This window comes from Tahibacter harae, assembly GCF_024437735.1.
Taxonomy (GTDB): domain Bacteria; phylum Pseudomonadota; class Gammaproteobacteria; order Xanthomonadales; family Rhodanobacteraceae; genus Tahibacter; species Tahibacter harae.
Genome location: NZ_JANFQO010000012.1, coordinates 166,056 through 187,855 on the forward strand (window position 1 = coordinate 166,056; position 21,800 = coordinate 187,855).

The window sequence follows — 21,800 nt, forward strand, 5'->3', positions numbered from 1 at the left end:
GCGCCAGTCCCGGCCTCGTAGCACTACTGTCACGAAGCCAGCCCACACTGGCCGCCATGGCCAACCTGCTGCTCCTCGCCCTGCTCTGCCTCACCCTCGCCGGCTTCGCCTGCGCGGCGGCCTGGAGCCGCGACGAGGCCGGCCATGCCAGGCGCTGGGATGCGGCCTTTGCCTTCGTGCTCGGCGCCGCGGCGCTGGAGCTGGTATTGCTGGCTTCGCCGCTGAGCCTGATGTTCCCCCTGCCGGCCCTGCTGGGCCTGCCGCTGCCCATGCTGGTAGGTCCGTTCTGGTGGCGCGCGCGGCACCAGCGCCTGCACTGGTCCTGGCGGCGCTGGGTATTCCAGCTGATTCCGGGCGCGGCCCTGTTGCTGTCCACCGTACTGACCACGCTGCAGGGCGGCTGGCCGCCGCTGGAACTGCCCGGCGTCGGCGTGGTGGTGACCGCGGCCCTGCTCAATCTCGCCGCCGGCGCGCTGCGCTGGCCGCAGCGCGCGGGGTTGCTGCGCAAGCGCTGGAGCTGAGGCGGCCGCCGCGGAAACGCTTCCATCTCGCGGCATCATCCGGAAGACACGGCCGACCACCCGGCCCAGGCTGAAACCCACGGCCCCTCATTCGCAGCGCGCGGAACGCGCCCCGCGCATCCGTGCACCCCGAAACACGGTCAGCTCTCGATATCGCGCGGCGGCGCCACGCAGCACCATTCCGGAGACGCGGCCGATTACACGCCAGCGGGAACCCAGGCCCGCCAGCCGCAGCGCGCCGGGAACGCGCCGAACATCGGCCCACCCGAAAACGCGGTCTGCGGTTCGCGCGCGGCGGAAACGTGCGTCGCCGAGGCCGCGCTTGTCTCCCTGTCGTTTGCAAGACACGAAAGCGCGGATTGGCCCGCAAACACGGCGTTTTCCTGCACAGCCCGCTGCAGACGGCGCATCTCACCCGCGCTTTGCGACACCGTTCGCACAACCTGCCAAAACCTCCTGGCCCCTGCGCCGCGCAACGTTCGTTTTGTTCGTCGGCGGGCGTTGAGCCAGAAGGCGCAACTCGCAGCGCCGCGTCACGAGGGAGTCCGCTATGTCCATTTCTCCACGTTTGCGCCGGGCCGCAACCGCCCTGCTCGCCCTGGCCGCCCTGCCGGCCGGCGCGGCCACCTTCAACGTCGTCACCGATGGTTCGGCCGGCGACAACAACCTGGCCAACAATGTCTGCGATATCGCCGGCGGCGGCTGCACGCTGCATGCGGCGATACAGCAGGCCAATGCCACTGCCGGCTTCGACCGCATCACCATGGGCCGGGCCAAGATCACCCTGGCGCAGAGCCTGCCCGCGGCCACCGAGCGCGTCGTCATCGACGGCAGCTTCGGCGGCGGCCGCGCCGAACTCGACGGCAACGGCAGCAACGGCTGCTTCAGCCTGTCCTCGCCCGGCGGCGGCGGCCAGGCGCCCAATCCGCTGGTGCCGCAGGCCAACAATTCGCGTGTGGAGAACTGGGTCATCCACAACTGCTCGGGCAATGGCGTCAACCTCGACGGCCACGGCTACGTGGTCTACAACAACTACATCGGCCTGCTGCCCAACGGCAGCACGGCCGACGGCAACTCCGGCGACGGCGTGTCGATCTCCGCGGATATCAGCGACGGCGACATACCCGATCTTTCCGGCATCCCGCTGCCCGGCGAGCTGGCCGACCTGCCGGCCATCCTCGCCTTCGTCGCCGGCGCCGCACCGGCGCTGGCGCCCAACGGCATCGTCACCAATGTCATTTCCGGCAACGACGGCGACGGCATCGAGGTCTTCGGCCAGTACACCGCGACCAATGTCATCTTCGACAACATCATCGGCCTCAACGCCAGCGGCACGGCAGCCGTACCCAACGGCCAGAACAGCGCCAGCCACGGCATCCTGATCACGGCCTCGGCCTATCTGAACTTCGTCGGCATCGACAACCGCGTCGCCGGCAACAATGCCTCGCCGCTGTCGGACGGCATCCACATTTCCACCGGCAAGGTGCCATTCCCGAATTTCGTTGCCGGCAATTTCGTCGGCTTCTCGCCGCTCAATCCGGTGACCGATCTGGGCAACGCGCAGTCCGGCATACGGGTGGCCGATGCGCGCATCACCACCAATGCCGATCCGGTGCCCAATCCGGTGCAGCTGTCGGTGGTGGTCGGCCCGGGCAATATCGTCGGCCACAATCGCGGCGGCGCCAGCGTGGCGGCGAATGATGCGAACAACGACAAGGGCGGCATCGTCGTCACCGACGGCAACTCCAACCATGTGCGCATCTGGGGCAATATCGTCGGCCTGTCCTCGCCCGACGGCAGCGCCATCGACATAGGCAATGCGGCCGACGGCATCAATATCGTCGGCACGGATCACGAGATCGGCGGCGCCACCGTGGTCGAAGGCAATATCGTCGGCGCCAACGGCCGCCACGGCGTGGTCGTGCGCGGCGGCAGCGGCACGGTGCGCAATGTCGTGCGCGGCAATTCCATAGGCACCTTGCCGCCGCCGCTGGAAGGCGCCGACCAGGGCAATGCCGGCATAGGCCTGTGGGTGCTGTCGGGCAATACACGCATCGGCGGCGACGGCGACGCGGAAAAGAACGTGATCGCCTTCAACGGTTCGCACGGGGTGAAATTCCAGACCGCGTTCGCCTGGTCCAACCTGCTGCGCAAGAACTCGATCTACGGCGTGCCCGCGGGCAGCCTGGGCATAGATCTGGACGTGGTCGACAACGGCGCGGATCCCACCGACGGCAGCAACGGCGGCGACCGCGTGCCCACGGCGCAGAACTACGCCCAGTGGCAGCAGAACACGGTGGTGCTGGGCGCAGCCGGCTATACCCCGGGCAGCGGCGCCAGCTCGGCCGGCTGGAGCCTGCAATCCGGCGCCAGCGGCCAGTACCGCATCGAGTTCTACCTCAACGACGACAACAGTTCAGGCGGCAAGACCTTCATCGGCGAAACCACGGCGAATACGGACGCCGCCGGCCTGGCCAGCGGCACCGCGCCGCTGAACCCGGCCACGCCCACCGATACGCGCGGCAAATACATCACCGCCACGGTGACTGACCTGAAACCCACCGATCCCGGCGCGAGCGAACCCAATCCGCCCGGACTGCTCGTGCCCGGCCCGGCCAACAACACGTCGGAATTCTCCGCACCGGTGCGCGTGCCGATACCGGGCTCGGTGCGCGTGGCGTCCGCCTCCATCGCGTTCACGGTGCCCGAGTCCGTAGGACTGGCCACCATACAAGTGGAACGCTTCGGCGCCAGCGAAGGCGCCGTCGATATCGACTACACCACCGCCGACGGCACCGCGACCGCCCCCGAGGACTACGCCACCACCAGCGGCAGCCTGCACTGGAACGACGGCGAAAGCGGCAGCAAGACGATACAGGTGCCCATCGTCAACGACCTGGTCACGGAACCGGCGCAGACGTTCGCGGTACAGCTGTCGAATCCGCAGGGCGGTGTGGAACTGGTCGACCCAACCGGCGCGGCAGTGACGATCGACGTTTCGACGCCGGTGATGTTGCAGTCGTTCGAGGTGGAGTGAGGGGCGGGATTCGAGATTCGAGATTCGAGATTCGAGATTCGAGATTCGAGATTCGAGATTCGAGATTCGAGATTCGAGATTCGAGATTCGCAGTCATTCTGCGGCGAATCCGAGGTTTTTTGGCAAGTGAAATTTGCCGTATTGCTTCGAGAAGAAGCGGGAAGGCCCCTCTCCCCCAAGCTCGCTTGGGGGAGAGGGCTAGGGTGAGGGGGCGACGATCAACACGCCTAGCTGCTTGAATTTTCGCCGGAATCTTCAATTCACGAAAAGCCGGCGAAAACCGCAATCCTGCGCAAACTGACGCGCTGCCCACTCATCCAACCCGCTGCCCCAAGCGTGTGAACGCGCTTGGGACGGCGGGCTTTTTCGAGGCCTGCTCCTGCGACTCCCGACTCGACTCCCGCCCCCGACTCCCGAACCCCATATCCCTAACCCAAAAAACCCCCCTCAAACATCCCCCCCATCAAGCCACCCCTCGCCACTACCACGCTGGAACACCCGGTCGCCGGACTGCACCTCGCCCGCCGGGAACGATTCCTGCTGCGCCAGCCGCGCATACAGCGGCGTGAAGTCCGGGCGCGTGGCTTCCATCAGCTGTTCGTAGCTGTCGATGACGAAGTACGTCTTTTGGTAGGTGTCGATGCGGTAGCGCGTGCGCATCACACGCTCCAGGTCGAAGCCGATGCGGTTGGGGGCGGCGGATTCCAGGCTGTAGATGGATTCGCCCTTGGAACTGACGATGCCGGCGCCGTAGATGCGCAGGCCCTCGGCGGTGTTGATGAGGCCGAATTCCACGGTGTACCAGTACAGGCGGGTCAGGTTGACCAGCGCCTCGGGCGCGATCGCCGCGGCCTTGACGCCGCCGGCGCCGTAGGCCTGCATGTAGTCGGCGAAGACGGGGTTGAGCAGCAGCGGCACATGGCCGAACAGGTCGTGGAACAGGTCCGGCTCGGACAGGTAATCCAGCTGCTCCGGCTTGCGTATCCACCAGGTCACCGGGAAGCGGCGGTTGGCCAGGTGTTCAAAGAAGGTGAGTTCGGGCAGCAGGCCTTCGACGCCGATCAGCTCCCAGCCGGTGGCCTTGCGCAGCACCTTGTTGAGTTCGCTGAACTTGGGAATGGCGTCGGCGGACATGCCGAAGCGTTCCTGGTTCTCCACGAACTCGCGCGCGGCGCGGCCTGCCAGCAGCTCGCGCTGGCGGCGGAACAGGGTGGCCCAGGTCTGGTGTTCGACGGCGCTGTAGCTGTCCCAGGGCTGCTCGATCACGCGGGTGGTATAGACCGGCACATAGCCCTTGTCGGTGAGCTGGTGTTCGACTTTCTGGGCGGCGGTCTGCATGGCGTTCTCCGGGGAGCCGTTCTGGCAGTGCGCAGTTTAGGTGCGCGGCGGCGCAAGAGGCTTGCTTTGTTGCGGCAGTACGGCGTTTCGGCGCAATATTCCGTCGCCATCCGCTTTGTCAAAGCAATAAATGACCGACGCCAGTCTCGACAGGACCGACCTGCGCATCCTCGAAGTGCTGCAGCAGGACGGCCGCATCACCAATGCCGAACTGGCCGAGCGCGTCAGCCTGTCGGCCTCGGCCTGCCTGCGCCGGCTGCAGCGGCTGGAGCAGGCCGGCGTGATCGCCGGCTACGCGGCGCGGGTGAATCCGCAGGCGGTGGGCCTGGGACTGCAGGCCTTCGTGCGCGTACAGCTGGCGCGGCACGATGCGCCGTCGATCGATCATTTCGTGCAGCGCGTGAATGAATCGCGCGAGGTGGTGGCCTGCCATGCGCTGACCGGCGACATGGACTATCTGCTGCACGTCGTGGTCGAGGATCTGGACCACTTCTCGCGCTTCCTGCTCGACCGCCTGCTCAACGATTCCGGCGTGGCCGATGTGAATTCCAGTTTCGTGCTGCGCACGGTGAAGCAGACGGGCGCGCTGCCTTTGTGAGGTGCGGATACTGGCAGCGGTGGCGGCCCCTGACGGTGATGCGGCGCAGCCACGGTGCTGCGCCGCCGCTTCGCACCTGGCGGACAGGCATTCCGGCCTGATGCCGCGCCCAACGACACGAGCCGGCGCGCCGACACCGGCGCTGCGCGCCTTCAGTCCGCGCCAACCCGCAGCCGCGGCCGCGCCGCACAGCGCAGCCAGCCCAGTGCGCGGCCGCGGCCGGCACCCAGCTCGCCTTCGGCCGTGCGCAGCAGCACCCAGCCGGCGCCCGCGCGCTCCAGGCGATAGCCCGGCAGCGCATCGGCCGCGCTGCAATCGCCGGCCAGTTCAAGACGCGCCGGCAGTTCGGCATCCAGCGTGCCGGTATTGTGCAGTTCCAGATCCAGCGCGCCGCCGGCCTGGGCCTGCCAGCGCGGTTCCAGCTGCGCGAACAGCGCCTCGCCGCGCGCTACGGCGCGCAAGGTCGCGAGCGCCCAGGCGCGGCTGTCGCCGGCGCGCGGCAGGCGGAACCAGGTGACGCCGGCCAGGCCGGGCAGATCCGCACGTTCCAGCCAGCGCAGAAAACCGGCGACTGCGCGCGGATCGACCTTGAGTTCGCGCGACTGCGCGCTGCGCCGCGGCAGTGGCTGCTCGCTTTCGACCGCATCCACGCCGCCCTCGGCATCGAGTTTCAACCGCGCGCCATAGGCCGGCAGCGCGACGCGGAACGGCCGCGCGCCCGCACGCCTGGCCCAGGCCCGGACCCAGCGCTGCGCCAGGGCCGCGTCGAACAGCCCGTCGGTGGGGCTTTGCACGGCGTGGACCTGCAAAGTGCTCGCATCGGCCGAAGCAAGCAGCGTTTCCAGCTGCGGCGATTGCAGCCAGTCGGGCAAGGCGGTGATGGAAAGGCCCTGCCCCGGCGGCAATTGCCGGCGCAGCTCGGCCACGCGCGCGGCGTAGTCGCCCAGGCGCGCGGTGGCGCAGTCGTGGTCCAGCTGCAGCGCCGGTGCCAGCCCGGCTTCGCGCCAGCGCTGCAGCACGGCCTGCACGCGCTGCGCCAGTTCCGCCGCCGGCCAGTCCGGCGCGCTGCCATCCAGGCGCACCACCAGTTGCAGCGGACGGCCGTCGCGCACGAGTGCGGCCAGATCGACCGCGGGCTCCACCCAGCGCCCGCGCGCATCGCGCTGCAGGCCGAGCACGCCGAGGCCGGCGAGGAAATCGCGCGATTCGCGCAGCGCATCGTGCAGCTGTGCGTCCCAGACGCGCTGCCAGACGTAGACATCCTGCGCCAGCGGCGCGGGCGCGCGGCGCGCGGCGACGAAATACCAAGCCAGGCCCAGCGCGCCCAGTACGGCGACGGCAGCGATCAGGCGCCGCAGCGGCGGGCGCGGAAGAAAAGTCGGACGCATCCGCGGCAGTCTGCCATGTCCGGCCGGGAAACCGCGCCGGCATCGCCGCGACAGCGGACGCCGGCTGCGCCAGCCGTCCGGTACGGCGGCCAGTTGATCCGGCCGAGTTGAAGGCGCAGCGCAGTGCGCCGGCCGGCTAATGCAGGGTGGGCGGCACGTCCTCGTCGCGGCGCCGGCGCGGGAATTCCAGGATCACGCCGCGCTCGTCCGGCAGGCGCTGCCACAGCACCGGCACCTGGGCCGGGCGCGGCAGCTCGTAGGTATCGGCATCGTCCCGGGCGGCAGCGGCGGCGGCTTCTTCCTCCAGTTCCCAGCTCGGCCGCGGCAGCGGCTCCGGCGGATCCAGCCTGCGCCACAGCACCGCCGCCAGCGCGCCGGCCACAGCGCCGCACAGGTGCGCCTCCCAGGACACGCCGGGCTCGCGCGGCAGCACCGTCATGACCATGCCGCCGTAGAGGAAGAACACCACCATCGCGATCACCGTCGCGTTGCGGTCGCGCCGCAGCAGGCCGAGCAGGAACAGGTAGAACATCAGGCCGTGGGTCAGCCCGCTCGCGCCGATATGCGAGGACGGCCGGCCGATCAGCCAGATGCCCAGGCCGCCGAGCAGCCAGATCAGCAGCAGCGCGCGCCAGGCGCCGCGCGGGTAGTTGAACAGGGCCAGGGCCAGCAGCACCGCCAGCGGCAGGCTGTTCATGATGAGGTGCTGGAACGAACCGTGGATCAGCGGCGCGGTCAGCACACCGGCCAGACCGAGGATTTCCCCGGGGCGCACGCCGAAATCGCTGAAATCCAGCCCGGCGAATTCCTCCACCAGCTTGACCAGCCAGAGCACGGCGACGAAGGCCAGGGCGATCCAGCCGGCGCGCCGGAGTTCCTGCGTATCGCGGCGGGGAATGGGAGCTGAGGTATCCATCGCGGCGAGGTTGGGGCAGCAGCGGCCGGCACAAGAGGCGCCGCCGCCGCGGCGGAAAAGTGCCCCAGCCACGCCCGGGCCGCCGGATTGCGCAAGCCGGGGCCGGCCGGGCTGGCCAACAATCGGCTACGACCTTTTGCAGGGGCAGCGCGCGGGCGGCATGGGCTAGCCTTGGCGGGTTGCCCAGGAGGAAATCATGACACTGTCCCGCATCGCCGCCGCACTGCTCTGCCTAGGCCTGGCCGGCACCGCCGCCGCCGCGCCGTCCACCGCCGCCGAGCGTTTCAAGTCGCTGTATGAGCGCGAATGGAGCTGGCGCCAGGACGAATACCCGCAGCTGGGAACCTATGTGGGCAACCACGCCCGCGACGGCGAACTGGGCCATGTGGACGAGGCCAGCCAGCAGCGCCGCCTCAAGCAGCTGGAAGCGTTCCAGCGCGAACTGCAGGAAATCCCGGCCGCGGAGCTGCCGCCGGCGGACCAGGTCAACTACGCCATCTACCGCGAGCAGCTGGCCAACAGCATCGGCGCGATCCGCGTGCGCGCCTACCTGCTGCCGATGACCTCGGATTCCAGCTTCTACGCCGACCTCACCCAGATGGGCGAATCCGCACCGCAGTCCACGCGCGAGGATTACGAAAACTACATCAAGCGCCTGGATGCCATCCCGGCCTATTTCGACGAACACATCGATCTGCTGAAAAAAGGCGTGAAGATCGGCATGACTCTGCCCCAGGTCGTGCTGCAGGGCCGCGACGGCCCGATACGCGACATCGCCGAAGGCACCGACATCCAGCAGAACCCGTTCTACAAGCCCTTCCTCAAGATGCCCGCGACGATGAAGGCCGAAGAGGCCGAGTCGCTGCGCCGCGATGCGCAGAAGGCGATCCGCGAGAAGGTGATTCCGGCCTACGCCAAGCTGCACAAGTATTTCGTCAACGACTACGTGCCCAAGGCACGCAAGACCCTGGGCGCCTACCAGCTGCCCGGCGGCAAGGAGTACTACCAGCAGCAGATCCGCGAATACACCACGACGGATCTCAGCCCCGACGAGATCCACAACATCGGCCTGCGCGAAGTCGCGCGGATCCGCGCGGAAATGGAAAAGGTGATGAAGGACGCGAAGTTCGACGGCGATTTCGCCGCGTTCCTCAAGTTCCTGCGCACCGATCCGCAGTTCTACGCCAAGACGCCGCGCGAGCTGCTGATGACGGCCAGCTACATCGCCAAGCGCATCGACGGCGAACTGCCCAAATATTTCGGCAAGCTGCCGCGCCTTCCGTACGGTATCGCACCGGTGCCCGCCGCGATCGCGCCGTACTACACCACTGGCCGCTACGCCGGCGCGCCGGCCGACGGCAAGACTGCCGGCTTCTACTGGGTCAACACCTGGAAGCTGGAAGCGCGGCCGCTGTACGCACTGACCGCGCTGACCCTGCACGAAGCCGTGCCCGGCCATCATCTGCAGGGCGCGCTGGCCAATGAACAGGGCGAACAGCCGCCGTTCCGCCGCTACGCCTACATTTCCGCGTTCGGCGAAGGCTGGGCGCTGTATACCGAACACCTCGGCGTGGAAATGGGTATCTACGAGACGCCGTACGATCATTTCGGCCGCCTGACCTACGAAATGTGGCGCGCCTGCCGCCTGGTCATCGACACCGGCGTGCACGCCAAGGGCTGGACGCGGGAACAGTCGCTGGCCCTGCTGCGCGACAATTCGGCGCTTTCCGAGCATGAAATAACTACAGAGGTCGATCGCTATATTTCCTGGCCGGGCCAGGCGCTGAGTTACAAACTCGGCGAGCTGCGCATTCGCGAATTGCGCGCGAAAGCGGAGCGGGAACTGGGCGAACGCTTTGATTTGCGGGCATTCCACGACGCCGTACTGTCGCTCGGATCCGTGCCGCTGCCGCTGCTGGACCAGCGCGTGGAGCAATTCATCCGCGATGGCGGCAAGAATCTTTAACCATTCTTGAATTGCGGCCGCCCCCGGGCTGCAGTTAGATGCGAGCAGTATAGAAAGTTGCCGCCGGACCCTGCCGGCGGCAACAAGGGGGCCAGGTGCTGATCGATGTACGCACGGCGATGCTGCTCACGGCGGGAATCACCTTCCTGCTTTCCATCGCCCTGGCGTTCACGCTGTGGCGCCAACGCGGCCCGCAGCGCCGGGCGGCGGTGCTGTGGGTATACGGCACCGCACTGCAACCCGTGGCCTGGCTGCTGCTGGGCCTGCGCGACCTGATCCCGGATCTGCTCTCGGTGCTGCTGGGCAATACCGCGATCTGCCTGGCCTACGCGCAGTATTCGCGCGCCCTGCATGCCTTCAACGGCAACAGCGGCAACTGGCAGCTGCCGAACTGGATCGCGCTCAGCGTCATCGCACCCGTCGCCGCGTATACCTGGCCGCAGAGCAACGTACCGATGCGTACGGTGGTCACCTCGACCATCGTGCTGCTGCTGTTCCTGATCGCCACCTATGAGGCATTGCGTGCGCCGCGGCCGCGTTCCGCCAGCCGCCTGATCACCGCATCCACGTTCCTGCTGGGCGCCTTGTTGCTGCTGGCGCGCGCCGTTTTCGAGGCAGTCAATCCGGCGCCGCTGACCAGCGGCATGGCCAGCACGCCCATGCAGGGCCTGATGTTCGGCTATGCCGCGCTGGTGCCGGTGATCGCCACCTTCGGCTTCGTGCTGATGTGCAGCGAACACGCCCGCGCCGAACTGGAACAGCTGGCCGCGACCGACCCGCTCACCGGTTCGCTGAACCGGCGCATGCTGGAACAGCTGGTCACCACCCAGCTGGCCGAGGCCCGCCGCCGTCCGCGCCCGCTGTCGGTGCTGCTGCTGGACGTGGACAAGTTCAAGAACATCAACGACAACTTCGGCCACGACGTCGGCGACATGGTGCTCAAGGCCGTCGTCGCCGCCTCGCGCCTGCAACTGCGCCCCGGCGACCTGATCGGCCGCCTCGGCGGCGAGGAATTCCTCATCGTGCTCGACGACACCGGCGAAGCCGAAGCCGTACAGGTCGCCGAACGCCTGCGCGCCGCCGTCGCCGGCCTGGACCTGGGCGAAGGCGACTACCGCGTGCCGCTGTCGATCAGCATAGGCGTGGCCAGCCGCAAGTCCGAGCGCAGTGATTTCGGCGAGCTGGTGCGGAGAGCGGATCGGGCGATGTATGCGGCCAAGAGCGCGGGGAGGAACCGGGTGGTTACGGGGGAGATTGAGATGCCGGTGGTGACGGTGGTGCATTGAGGTACGAGACTCTCCCGAAGCATCCTCTCCTTGTCTCTTCTCCTGCCCCTGCTTCGCCTGTGAAGGCGCGGAACATTGTGGGCCAATACCGGACCACGGCAGATCGACCATAACAGCTTGGCAAAAGCCCCGTGAATGCGGGGCTTTTGCTTCAGCCGCAGGTGAATCCAACACCGATTTTTCGCATCCGCTCTACGACGCAAACAACTCCCTGACCTCACGCAGCTGGTCCAACGACTCAACCAAGTCTCTACGGCCGCCCCTGATGGCTTCGGTGAGATCAGCAATGTTGAAGCCAATCACATCGCGGATCTTCATCTGCTTTCCATCGTATTGGACTTTCACATCCGGGTCGGCACCTTTACTCAAAAGGTACCTGGATAGCGCAACATTCCCGGCTAGCGCAGCCTTGGCCAACGGTGTCCAACCCCTTTCATCGGCAGGATCGACATCGGCTCCTGCATCAATCAGCAACTTCGCCGCCAGCTCACTTTTTACGTACATCAGTGGTGTGTGGTTGGCGAATACGTGTCCATCGACTCGCGACCGCCGCGTGAACCGCAAATTCGCATCCGCGCCAAGAGCAATAAGCTCTCTGATGACGTCAACAGCGTCACCTTGACAAGCCAGCTGCAACAATATCGTTCCTGCCCGCGGATGCGGTTCATCAGGATCGACACCAGCGCGAATCGCAGCCGCTACTGTCCTGGCGTCATTCTTGTGAGCTGCAGCAAACAGATCGTCCAATGGACTTTTCATAGAGGCATCAAGGCCATGGTAAACGTGGCATGGATTCGAGCCGTATTCGCCGCTGACACAGCCATCAACCCCCGCGTCAGCGCGGCTCTGGCTACGGCATCCGCCCCCAGCTTGGTTGTGATTCTCACGGCATGCCTTCGCACAATCGCGGCAGCAGTCGCAAGGGTGGCAGCAGCCATTTCCCGCCTCAGGGCTGTGTCATCCGTATAGAAAATCACGCCGGACAGGTTAAAGAAATCCACCTGATCGCCATTTACCACGGCCGTTTGTGGAACCCAGAAGAGATTCGGCGAGAAACCCCACTGCTGGTATGCCTTTGTATACAATTCTATCTGCACTATTCCTTTCGCAATACCTGACAGACTCAGCGGCTTGATTTCGTTGAACTTGAAAATCCCCCAATCCATGATGTCTGGCTTGAAGTAGCTGCTGGGGTCGTAATAGACAACCTTTCCGCATTCGGTAGCAGGTCCAGTTGGCACCTGGGTAATGTACTGGTCGCACACTTCATCCTCAACCGCTCTTCCGAAATCCGCCGTGTAGTGACCCGTCGGATCCACGAACATCGTCGGACTGGCATTGGCGTATACATACTTGTGCAGCGATTCCGGCGTGCCGACGTCACCGAGCCACGAATCCATTGCCGTGAAACGGCCGGCCTTCGGATCCATGTACCTTGCCCGCAAGTAGTAGAACCCGAGATTCGAATCGAACTGCTCTCCCGTGTACTGATAGTCCGTAGCCGGCTGATCCGGCGCGGCCAGTACGCTTGCAAGTTCGTCCCGGTCTCCGAACGCGTGATAGGCGTACTGGTCGACTGGATTGCCTGCGGCGTCGGTCAACAGCCGCGTAGTACCCAAACCGTCGTAGTGGAAAGTACCTGCGACAGCAACCGGGTTCGGGGTACCACTGGGCAAGCCGACGCCCGGAAGCAGCGAGCCTGTCGCATCACGCAGCGCGTATTGACCAAGCAGATCTTCGCCGTAGGTGTAGGCTGCCTTCAGTGCAAGGCTGCTTACCTGACCACCGATAGCCAGCGGATTGCCAATGCGCTCCTCAATCACCTGCGCGTGAGCCTGGTTGGGGTCGATCAGATAGCGTATTTCCCTCGCGTCAGGCGTACCGGCCCTGCGTATCTGGCTGCGGCGTACCCCTTCCGTCGTATAGGTGTACTGCGTTATGTCCAGCAGGCTTCCTACACGCTGCTCGGCTTGTGAAAGACGATTCTGGGCATTCCAGCGGTAGGCGATCGTTGCTTCTGGCGTGATGCTTTCCGTCAGATTGCCGTTCAGGTCGTAGCGGTTCGTAGTGGTGTGGCTGACACCATTGCTGACGGCGGTTTCATTCAGCAACCGGTCGTTGTCGTCGTAGCTATAGCTCGTTGTCGTCGACGAAGGCACTACCATCCCGCCTCCCGCAGTTGCCAATATCTGGCTGCGCCGATTGCCAACCCCGTCATAGCTCCATTGCGTGGTTCGCGCATGGCCCGGAGTCGCCGAGGTGACTGACTCTTCGACAAGCCGCTTGACCGCGTCATAGACATAGTCCGTGGTACGCGTACTGTCGAGTACAGGCTGTCCCAGGCTGTCGACCAGGTACTGACCCTGCGCATCGCGCTGTTGCACCTGTTCGGCGATCTGCGCACGCGTGCCGTCCGGATTCAGCGTATAGCCCAGCGCCAGCAACACTGCCGCGCCTTTCTTGTGCATAAGACTGACCAGGCGGTTCATGCGGTCGTAGCGATAGTCCACGCGGGTACCGTTGCTATGAACGACGTGATCGCGATTGCCGATGTCGTCGTAGCCAAAGGTAGTGACCTTGGCTGCGCCGGTCTGGCCCAGCGCGACGCTGGCGGCTTCGCTGACGGTCTTCAGGCGGTTCAACTCGTCGAAACCGAAGGTGACGGTTCGCGTACCGGTGGCGATAGACGTGCGGTTGCCCGCCTTGTCATAGGCGTAGTCGATTTGCTGGCCGTCGGACCACTTGACCTGATCCATGCGTCCACGCTCGTCGTAGCGGCGGGTTTCCGTAATCCCGCCATAGCTCAAGGTCAGCGGGCGCGTCAGGTTGTCGTAGGTGAGTACGAGTTCGCTGTTGTCGCCGAAGCGCGTATTTGTCAGCCGGTGGTCCGGGTCGTGCGTGTACTTGGTGAACTGGCCGTTGAAATCCGTGCTCCAGTCCAGCACGCCGCGGGAGTCGTAACGGAACTCCTCGTACTGGCCCAGCGGCAACGTACGGCGTATGACGCGGCCGGCCTTGTCGTAGGTCCAGTTCGTGGCGCGTCCCAGCGCATCGATCTGGCGGATCTTGTTGCCCTGTTCGTCATAGCTGTAGCGCGTGACCAGCACACCGTTGCTGCTGATGGCGGCTGCCGGATATTCGCCGCGCGCCAGCGCCTCGGCGATGGCTTCCGGGTTCTGGCCCGTCTGTGGGTTGGGCAGTACAACAGCAGTCAGCCGTCCCGCAGCGTCATGGGCGTAGCGCGTCGTTTTCGGCGGAATTCCCGACAGGGGGGCAGCAACGTCGGTCTGGGCAATCTTGCGGCCCATCCTGTCGTAGCTGTAGTCGATGTAGGGATTGTTGGACAGGTCCTGGTCTTCCACGACCGGATCCGGCAGCACGGTCCGTGTGAGTCGCCCGGCGATGTCGTAGATGCTGTGTACGTCACGCCCCAAGGCATCGCGCTCAAGAACACGGCGGCCGTTGTCGTCGTACTCCACCGCCGTGACCTGGTTCAACGCATTGCGTACTTCGATCTGGCGGCCTGCCGCATCGTACTCATACGAGGTCGCCTGGTTGCGCTCGTCCCAGCTGGTCTTGAGCTGACCGGCCTTGTCGAATGCCTGCCTGCTGCGCGGATTGTCGGTATCACCGCCGGTGCCGTCCGGATGGATGGTTTCGGTCAGCCGGTTGGCGGCGTCGTAGACCATCTTGGTGACACGGCCCATGCGGTCGCGCTGTTCCACGACATTGCCTTCGGCGTCATAGATCGAACGCTCGGTACCACCCGAGCTGCCGAAGTAGGTCGTGTCTACCTTCCCGTCTGGCGTGTAGATATGAGTCTTGCGGAAGGTGCCGACCTGCGCGTGCTGCAGCAGTCCTTCGGTGTAGGTGTTGAGGGTAATCACACCGTCCGGCGCTGTGCTCTTGATGAGATTGCCGGCCGCATCGTACTCGTTGGTCGTGACCAGTTCTTCGCGCTGGCCGTTGACCATGCGCCGGCGTGTTTCCGTGAGCACACGGCCCATGGCGTCGTACTGACGCGCGGTCACATTGCCCTGAGCATCCGTCTGCTGGGTCATGTTGCCGTACAGGTCGTAGTCGAAGGAGAGCCGGTTACCGTTGCCATCGACGATCGAGGTCAGATCGCCGGTATTGGCACAGGTCATGGTCAGGCACAGGTCCATCTCGTAGGAAGTGACGTTCCCCAACCCATCCGTCGACGAGGTCAGGAATCCTGTCTGCTCTCCGACCAGATTGCGCCAGTAGGTATTGGTCAGGACGACACGATTCTGTCCATCCGTTTCCGTCAGCAACTGGTTGTACCGCCCGTAAGTCCGCGTGATCGTTTCACCCGCCGGATTCGTCTCCGTCAACAGATTGCCGCGCGCATCGAACGTCCGCATGGTCACCCGATTCAGCGGATCCTTGGTCGTCAGCTCATTGCCGTTCTCGTCATACGTATGCACCGTCTGCTCGTTCAGCGCATTGGTCTCGCTGAGTACCCAGCCGTTGTCGTCATACACATACGTCGTCGTGAAGCCACGGCGATTCTTCACCGTCTCGATCTTGCCGGCGATGTTATGGGTGTATTCGATGCGCTTGTTGTTGGCGTCGGTGGTCGCGACGAGGCGGCCTTCGGCGTCGTATTCGTGGCGCGCGATCAGGGTGTTGCGCGGGTCGTGGATGGTCTCCAGGTAGTGCGGCCAGCGCGGGTTCTGCAGGTAGCCGAAGCGGCTGGTGTTGTCGAGCGGATCGGCCGCGGTGAGCAGGTCGCCGGCGGGCGAGTAGGTGTACTTGCGCGCCTCGCCGTCGGGCAGGGTGATGCGCACGATGCGGCCCATGTCGTCGCGCTCGAAGCCGACGCGGCGGCCGCTGGAGTGCACGATGCCGTCGCGGCTGTAGGTGATGGTGTTGGCCGCCTGGTCCTGAATGGTGCGGATGCCAAAGTTCTGGTCGATGGTGTAGACCAGGCCTTCTTCGGTGGTCAGGCGGTAGGTGCCCGGATCCAGCGGCACGTTCGGCGAATCCGGATCGGCCAGGTTGGCGGCTTCGCCCTGTTCGATCACGCGGATGGTGCCGTAGTCCAGCTGTTCCAGCTGGCTGTGCGTATTGCCCACCGGCGCGAAGCGCAGTTCGCCGTAGACCGTCGCCGTGTACGGCTGGCACTCCGGATGGAAGTAGGCCTTGAACTTTTCTACTTCGCCGTGGGGCAGGGTTACCGTCACGATGGGATCCGACAGCGGCCGTACGCACCAGGGCGTCAGGCCGCCGCCGCTCTGCGCCAGGCGCCAGCTGAAGCCGAGCTTGCGGTTCTCGCGCACGCTGACGTTCTGGTAGTCCACGCTCCAGCCGTAGCCGAAGTCGAGATCCTCATGCGCGCGGCGCGTGTCGTAGGTGCGCGTGACGCGGATGGGGATGCCGCTCAGCGGCACTTCCACGTCGAGGAAGGTGACCGAGTAGTGGCCGACCTTCATGTCGCCCTCGATGCTGACCGCGACCGAGTCGGTGCTGCTGCGGCCACTGGTGTCGGTGGCTTCCAGCACCAGAATGTGGATGCCGTTCATCAGCAGGGTCGGATCCAGGGTCGCGAACGCGGCGCTGCTGAAGTTGTTCGTGCCGCTGGCGATGACGCGGTACTGGCTGTCGCCCTGGTTTTCCTTGAGCGCCAGGCGCCAGCTGGCCAGGTGGCTGTCGTTGACTGTGCCCACGACGGCGGTCGGCTTGGTGATGACCGCATCGGGTTCGGGCGAGATCAGGTCCACCGCCGGCGCGTCGGCGTCGGCCGGATCGGCGACATAGACGGTAGTCGTGGCCTGTGCCGTCTGGCAGCCGTCGCTCACGTTCACCGCGATGGTGTGCGCGCCTATGCTGGCCGGCGTATAGCTCGCGCCGCCCTGGGCATCCAGGGTCAACGGCGTGCCGTTGGCCGTGGCGGTCAGCGTGTAGGCGCCCGCGGGATCCGTGACCACGGTGCCGATCAGCGCACTCTGGCCCAGCGTGATGTAGCGCGGTTCCGCCAGCACATCGAGCCGCAGCGGCCGTTCTGCGCCGACCACGGTGACATTCCAGGTCTGGTAGGCATAGGACGTCGTGTTGCGCGCGGAAACGGAAACCGCCTGCGTACCGGCCTGGGCCGCGGTCGGCGTCCACTGCAGCACGCCGCTGGCGCTGTCTATGGTCATGCCGGCGGGCTTGGTGTAGAGGCCGTAGACCAGGCTCGCGCCGCTGGCGCTGGCCGCATTGGCGTCGTAGGTGTAGACGCAGCCGACCTTGGCCATCGCCGGCGGATTGCTGGTGAAGACAGGGATGGAAGTCGCCGGCGTCTGCACGATGACGGTGAACAGCTGGGTCGTCGCATTGGCGGCCGAGTCGGTCACGCGCACGGTGGCGCGGCGCGTGCCTTCCAGGGCCGCGTCCGGTGTCCAGCTGATGACGCCGGTCTGGGCGTTGATGCTCATGCCGGCGAGTACCGGCGCATCCAGCGCATAGCTCAGCGTGTCGCCGTCCGGATCGCTTGCCGCGACGGCATAGCTCCAGGCCTGGCCGACCACGGCGTAGCCCGGCGCGGTGGAGGTGATCACCGGCGGCCGGTTCGGATTGGCGATGACCTGGGTGTACAAGGTGTGCAGCACTTCCGTGCCGCGGAACAGCTTCACGCGCACGGAGAAGCTGTGATTGCCGGCCTGGGCCGCGGTCGGCGTCCAGGTCAGCACGCCGGTCCACGGATCGATGCGCACGCCCTTGGGCGGCGCGACCAGGGAGAAATGCGGCGCGTTGTCGGCGTCGATCTGGTTGGCCAGCAATTGCAAGGTGACCGGATGGCCGGAATAGATTTTTTCCGGCAGGCCGCCGCTGAGGCTCAGCGCGATGCTCTTCTCGGTCACCTCCACGCTGTGCACGATGCTGTCGAGGCGGTCGGCACCGTCGGTCAGCGCGACCTCGATCACATGCGCGCCGATGACGTTGTTGTCCAGGCGGATATCGGCCGTGGCTTCCGCGGCGGCCGCATCGACATAGGCGTAGATCCAGCCGCTGAGCTGCTGCACCGGAACTTCGGGGAACTGCACGGCCGTCACTGCGTCGGAACGAAGCGCTGCCACCGTGGTGCGCGCCAGCTCGCGGCCGCCGCCGCCGCGGGAACCGGCGTACAGGCTCACCGTCAGCGGATGATCCATGCTGCGCAGGCCGCGGTTGCGCACATTGACTTCATAGCGCTTGTGCGCGGCATCGCTGCCGGCGCGCTGGCGCAGATCGCCTATCCAGGCGTCGTAGCGCAGGCCGGCGACTTGCGTGGCCGGCGGCAGTTCCAGGCCGAAGCTGCCGGCATGGCGTTCCACGCCGTCGCGGTAGCTGCGGCGGCCGGCGCGGTCCATCGGCCATACACCGCGGATGGGTTTTTCCAGTGCATTGGAATAGCCGGCGACGAACAATTCCGCGTTGCCGTCGCCGTCGCTGTCGACGAAGGCACCCAGGCCGCGGTTGTCGGCGCCGGAGGCCGAACGCAGTGTCGACCAGATCCAGTCCGACTGCACATCGCTGATGCGCGCGGCGCTGGTCATGCCGAAGGCTTCCACGGCGCCGTCGCGATTGACGTCGCCCAGCAACGGGCTGTGCGTGGTCACGCCAGGCATGTTGGCGCGCCGCGCCAGGCGCACGCTGCCGTCGATGGCATAGGCCTTGCGCTCGCAGGGCAGGTAGATTTCCGCGCTGCCGTCGCGATCGATATCGAAGATCGACGGCATGCAGCCTTCAGTCTGCAGCGTGATGGACGGCCCCAGGCGCGTGCCGTTGTAGGCCAGGCGTTCCAGGCGATAGATGCCGCTGCCGCCCTTGCTGACGACGCGGGCGATGACCTCTTTCTTGCCGTCGCCATCGAAATCGTGGACGGCGAACTCGGACGAAGCATTGTTGGGCATGCCGTCCGCAGGCACGCTCCACCACAATGTGCCGTTGGCGCGGCGCACTTCATTGAAGAACAGCACTTCCTTGCTGCCATCGCCATCCAGGTCGCTGATCAGCGGATGCACGGTGTCGGAGCCGATATTGCCGGCGCTGGTCGTGCCTATGGTCCAGCGGCGCACGCCGTCGGCACCATGCACGCTGCCGGCGGCGATGATCTCGGGGCTGCCGTCGCCGTCCAGGTCGGCGCTTTCTATGCTGGACTGCAGATAGATCAGATTATTCGCGCCGAGCAGCGGGTCGGTGGCCCATACGCGCTGGTTGGCACCGTTGATCGCGATGAGCTTGGGCGGGCTGCCGCTGCTGTAGAGGATTTCGTCCTTGCCGTCGCCGTTGAGATCGACGAAGGCCGGCACCAGCGCCGCATTGGCGACGGGCGTGCCCGACCAGGGCAGCAGGTCGCCGGTATCGACATAGCGCGCAATGACGCGGCCGCCGCCGATGCCGACGACGACCAGGCGGTCGCTGGCATTGACCACGCCGTCGGCATTGGTATCCAGCGGCCGGCCAAACACAGGCACGGCGATCAGGTTGCTGGTCTGGCTCCAGGCCGTGTCCATGGCGATGTCGGCGCTGCCGACGCGGTTGTCCCAGCTGCCCAGCTGCAAGGTATCGGCATGGCGCAAGGCGGGAGACTGCGCATCGCGCCAGAGGATGGAGCCCTCGCGGTCGCTGAGATAGGCCGACATGCCCGGCGGCCCCTGTATGACGTCCGTGCGCAGCAGTGCGGCAAAACCGCCGAGGCCTCGGATGGGCACGCTGTAGTTGGTGTTCTCGTAGGCAACCTGGTCATCGAAGCCAGCCGGCTGCGGTATGAATTCCAGCTTGGGCGGGAAATGCACCTGCACTTCGAAGATCTGTTCGTCGTAGAGGCCCTGCGCGTCGCGGGCGCGCACGGTGAACTCCTGCAGCAGCGCCTTGCGGTTGGCCGGGATGGCCGGGGTCCAGCTCAGCACGCCGCTCTGCGCGTCGATCTGCGCGCCGGCCGGGCCGGCGACCAGCACATATTCCAGTACGTCGCCATTGGGATCGACCGCGTCCAGGTCGTAGCTGAACTGTGGATCGCGCAGTTCCAGCTGCGGCAGCGACACGATCACCGGCGCACGGTTGACGCCGTCGGTCGGCGCCAGCCATTCCACCTGGGCTTCGAGCTGGGCCTGGCCGGACTGGAAGGTGACCGGCGTGAGGCCCGGGAACGGCTGGTCGAAGCAGTATTCGCCGCGGCCGGTGCCGTCGAGATAGCCCGACTCGGCGCGCGGCAGCGGGCCTTCTACGCGCACGGCGAAGCGCGCGTAGGGAATGCGCTTGTTCTGCTCATCGCGGGCGACCACGGCGAAGCAGGCGCTGTCGCCGACGGTGCGTGTCTGCGCCAGCGGCGTGACTTCGAGCCGGCGCACGCGGTCCTGGTTGCCGATCAGCAGGCCGCCGGCGTAGCCGTAGGCTTCGTAGTAGCCGTAGCCGTAGACGATCAGGCCGAACGGCGCGGCAGCGTCCAGGCGATGACGGCCTACGCTGACGCGCAGGTTGCCGTGCACCTTGCCGGTGCCTGCAATGGCGCGCCAGGTCACGCCGCTGACGGCGGCGCCGTCCAGGCGCAGGCTGGCCACGGCGGATTCCGGAATGGTGATGCCGGCGTAATGCAGCTTCATCGCCGGCTCTTGCGCCGTCGTGAACAGGTAGTCCGACAGCTCGGTGCCCACCGGCGGCAGCGCGATCGCGAACGGATCGAGCAGGTCGCCATCGGTATCGCCGGACGGCGAGACCGGCACGCCCGGCGGCACATCGCGGCGGCCGCTGTCGGCGTGCTCGCCCAGGGCGATCAGGAAAGCCTGTACCGGCTTGGTCGCGTGGATGGCCACCGGGCCGTCGAGGATGCGCTGGGCGGTATGGCCGGCGCGCAGCACCGCGATCAGGCGGTTGCCGGCATAGATGGCCGTATCGTCCTCGGTCGCGACGAAGCGGTACATATTGCCCACGGCGCGGGTGGCCAGATCGCCGGCGAGGAAATCCTGGCCCAGGTTGCGGTCCGGCAGCAGCTGTTCGTAGAGGTGATTGCAGGCGCTGACTTCGTCCGGCACATCGGCGCAGAGGCTGCCGCCGAACACCGCGATTGGCGCGGAGGCGACGATGCGCGTACCGCTGTACGGCGCGAAGTGGGACAAGCCTTCCCAGGCGCTCATGGCGTAAGCCTGGCCGCGCTGCAGCGTGACGCTCCAGGCGTCTGTGCCGGCGGCGCCGGGGCGCTGCACCGGCCGGCCGGTGGCCGGCGGCGCGATGCTGATGACGGTGTTGTCCTGGGTCGCGACGATCGCGGCCTGGCCGCCTTCGCCGAACAGGCGCGGATAGTCGATGACGGTGTAGTGCGTGCCCAGCACTTCCACCGGATAGATCACCGCCGCGTCGGTGGAAGCCATGAGCCGGTTCAGCGACACCACGGTCACCGGCCGGTCGGATACCACATGTATACCTTTGTTCGCCGCCATCAGGTTGGCGACATTCATCGCCTGCCAGGGCAGCTGGATTTCGGCAATGCCGCCGGCGGCCAGGGTGAAGTTCTGGCGGTAGTTCAGTCCGGCGATCTCGACATAGCCTTCGGCGCCTTCCAGCGCGGCCACGGTGACCCAGTGGCTGCGGGCGGGGTCGCTGGCCGGAGTACAGCCGATCTTGTCCGCTACGCAATAGTTGGGGCTATGGGTGAACCAGAACTCCCTCCCCACATGACTATGCCCCACCAGATCCGCATTCACGATCACGCGGAACACCTGGTCGTCGCTGGCGCCGTGGGCGTCCTGCACCTGCACGGTCACAT

The 21,800-nt window shown here is 66.0% G+C and carries 10 protein-coding genes; 5 read left to right on the forward strand and 5 right to left on the reverse strand.

The features are described from left to right. Window positions 1–56 precede the first annotated feature (56 nt). Both NM961_RS14215 and NM961_RS14220 read left to right on the forward strand, forming a co-directional pair. Window positions 57–521, forward strand: a complete 465-nt coding sequence (locus NM961_RS14215) for a hypothetical protein (protein ID WP_255915063.1) — start codon at window positions 57–59, stop codon at window positions 519–521. A gap of 550 nt (window positions 522–1,071) precedes the next feature. Continuing rightward, window positions 1,072–3,558, forward strand: coding sequence for a Calx-beta domain-containing protein (locus tag NM961_RS14220; RefSeq protein ID WP_255915064.1), 2,487 nt, complete (start codon window positions 1,072–1,074; stop codon window positions 3,556–3,558). Window positions 3,559–4,005: 447 nt separating this feature from the next. Here the strand turns inward: NM961_RS14220 and phhA are convergent, their stop codons facing one another. Beyond that, entirely contained in the window at window positions 4,006–4,896 is an 891-nt protein-coding gene (gene phhA / locus NM961_RS14225) for a phenylalanine 4-monooxygenase (RefSeq protein WP_255915065.1), read from the reverse strand. 130 nt (window positions 4,897–5,026) lie between these two features. Between phhA and NM961_RS14230 the strand changes: the two genes are divergently transcribed. Beyond that, on the forward strand, window positions 5,027–5,494 hold the full coding sequence (locus NM961_RS14230; RefSeq protein WP_255915066.1) for an Lrp/AsnC family transcriptional regulator: 468 nt from the start codon (window positions 5,027–5,029) through the stop codon (window positions 5,492–5,494). A 152-nt stretch (window positions 5,495–5,646) separates the two neighbouring features. Here the strand turns inward: NM961_RS14230 and NM961_RS14235 are convergent, their stop codons facing one another. Beyond that, complete coding sequence (locus NM961_RS14235; protein WP_255915067.1) at window positions 5,647–6,882, reverse strand: DUF3142 domain-containing protein; 1,236 nt, start codon at window positions 6,880–6,882, stop codon at window positions 5,647–5,649. Between the two features lie 136 nt (window positions 6,883–7,018). Next, the gene (locus tag NM961_RS14240; RefSeq protein ID WP_255915068.1) at window positions 7,019–7,798 is read right to left on the reverse strand and encodes a rhomboid family intramembrane serine protease; all 780 of its coding nucleotides are present in this window, start codon (window positions 7,796–7,798) and stop codon (window positions 7,019–7,021) included. A gap of 196 nt (window positions 7,799–7,994) precedes the next feature. Between NM961_RS14240 and NM961_RS14245 the strand changes: the two genes are divergently transcribed. Together NM961_RS14245 and NM961_RS14250 are read left to right on the forward strand one after the other, a co-directional pair. Further along, window positions 7,995–9,764 (forward strand): DUF885 domain-containing protein, encoded by a 1,770-nt coding sequence (locus NM961_RS14245; RefSeq protein WP_255915069.1) that lies wholly within the window; start codon window positions 7,995–7,997, stop codon window positions 9,762–9,764. A gap of 95 nt (window positions 9,765–9,859) precedes the next feature. Next, entirely contained in the window at window positions 9,860–11,050 is a 1,191-nt protein-coding gene (locus NM961_RS14250; protein WP_255915070.1) for a GGDEF domain-containing protein, read from the forward strand. A 192-nt stretch (window positions 11,051–11,242) separates the two neighbouring features. Here NM961_RS14250 and NM961_RS14255 read toward each other — a convergent pair whose 3' ends face one another. Next, the gene (locus NM961_RS14255) at window positions 11,243–11,797 is read right to left on the reverse strand and encodes an ankyrin repeat domain-containing protein (RefSeq protein ID WP_255915071.1); all 555 of its coding nucleotides are present in this window, start codon (window positions 11,795–11,797) and stop codon (window positions 11,243–11,245) included. Between the two features lie 8 nt (window positions 11,798–11,805). Continuing rightward, window positions 11,806–21,786 carry a putative Ig domain-containing protein gene (locus tag NM961_RS14260; RefSeq protein WP_255915072.1) on the reverse strand — a complete coding sequence of 3,327 codons (9,981 nt, stop codon included), beginning with the start codon at window positions 21,784–21,786 and terminating at the stop codon, window positions 11,806–11,808. Window positions 21,787–21,800 lie beyond the last annotated feature (14 nt).

Excerpts from the sequence above, each read along its gene's own strand:
- NM961_RS14215 (WP_255915063.1), top strand. The coding sequence starts at position 57 with ATGGCCAACCTGCTGCTCCTCGCCCTGCTCTGCCTCACCCTCGCCGGC.
- NM961_RS14220 (WP_255915064.1), top strand. The coding sequence starts at position 1,072 with ATGTCCATTTCTCCACGTTTGCGCCGGGCCGCAACCGCCCTGCTCGCC.
- phhA (WP_255915065.1), bottom strand. The coding sequence starts at position 4,896 with ATGCAGACCGCCGCCCAGAAAGTCGAACACCAGCTCACCGACAAGGGC.
- NM961_RS14230 (WP_255915066.1), top strand. The coding sequence starts at position 5,027 with ATGACCGACGCCAGTCTCGACAGGACCGACCTGCGCATCCTCGAAGTG.
- NM961_RS14235 (WP_255915067.1), bottom strand. The coding sequence starts at position 6,882 with ATGCGTCCGACTTTTCTTCCGCGCCCGCCGCTGCGGCGCCTGATCGCT.
- NM961_RS14240 (WP_255915068.1), bottom strand. The coding sequence starts at position 7,798 with ATGGATACCTCAGCTCCCATTCCCCGCCGCGATACGCAGGAACTCCGG.
- NM961_RS14245 (WP_255915069.1), top strand. The coding sequence starts at position 7,995 with ATGACACTGTCCCGCATCGCCGCCGCACTGCTCTGCCTAGGCCTGGCC.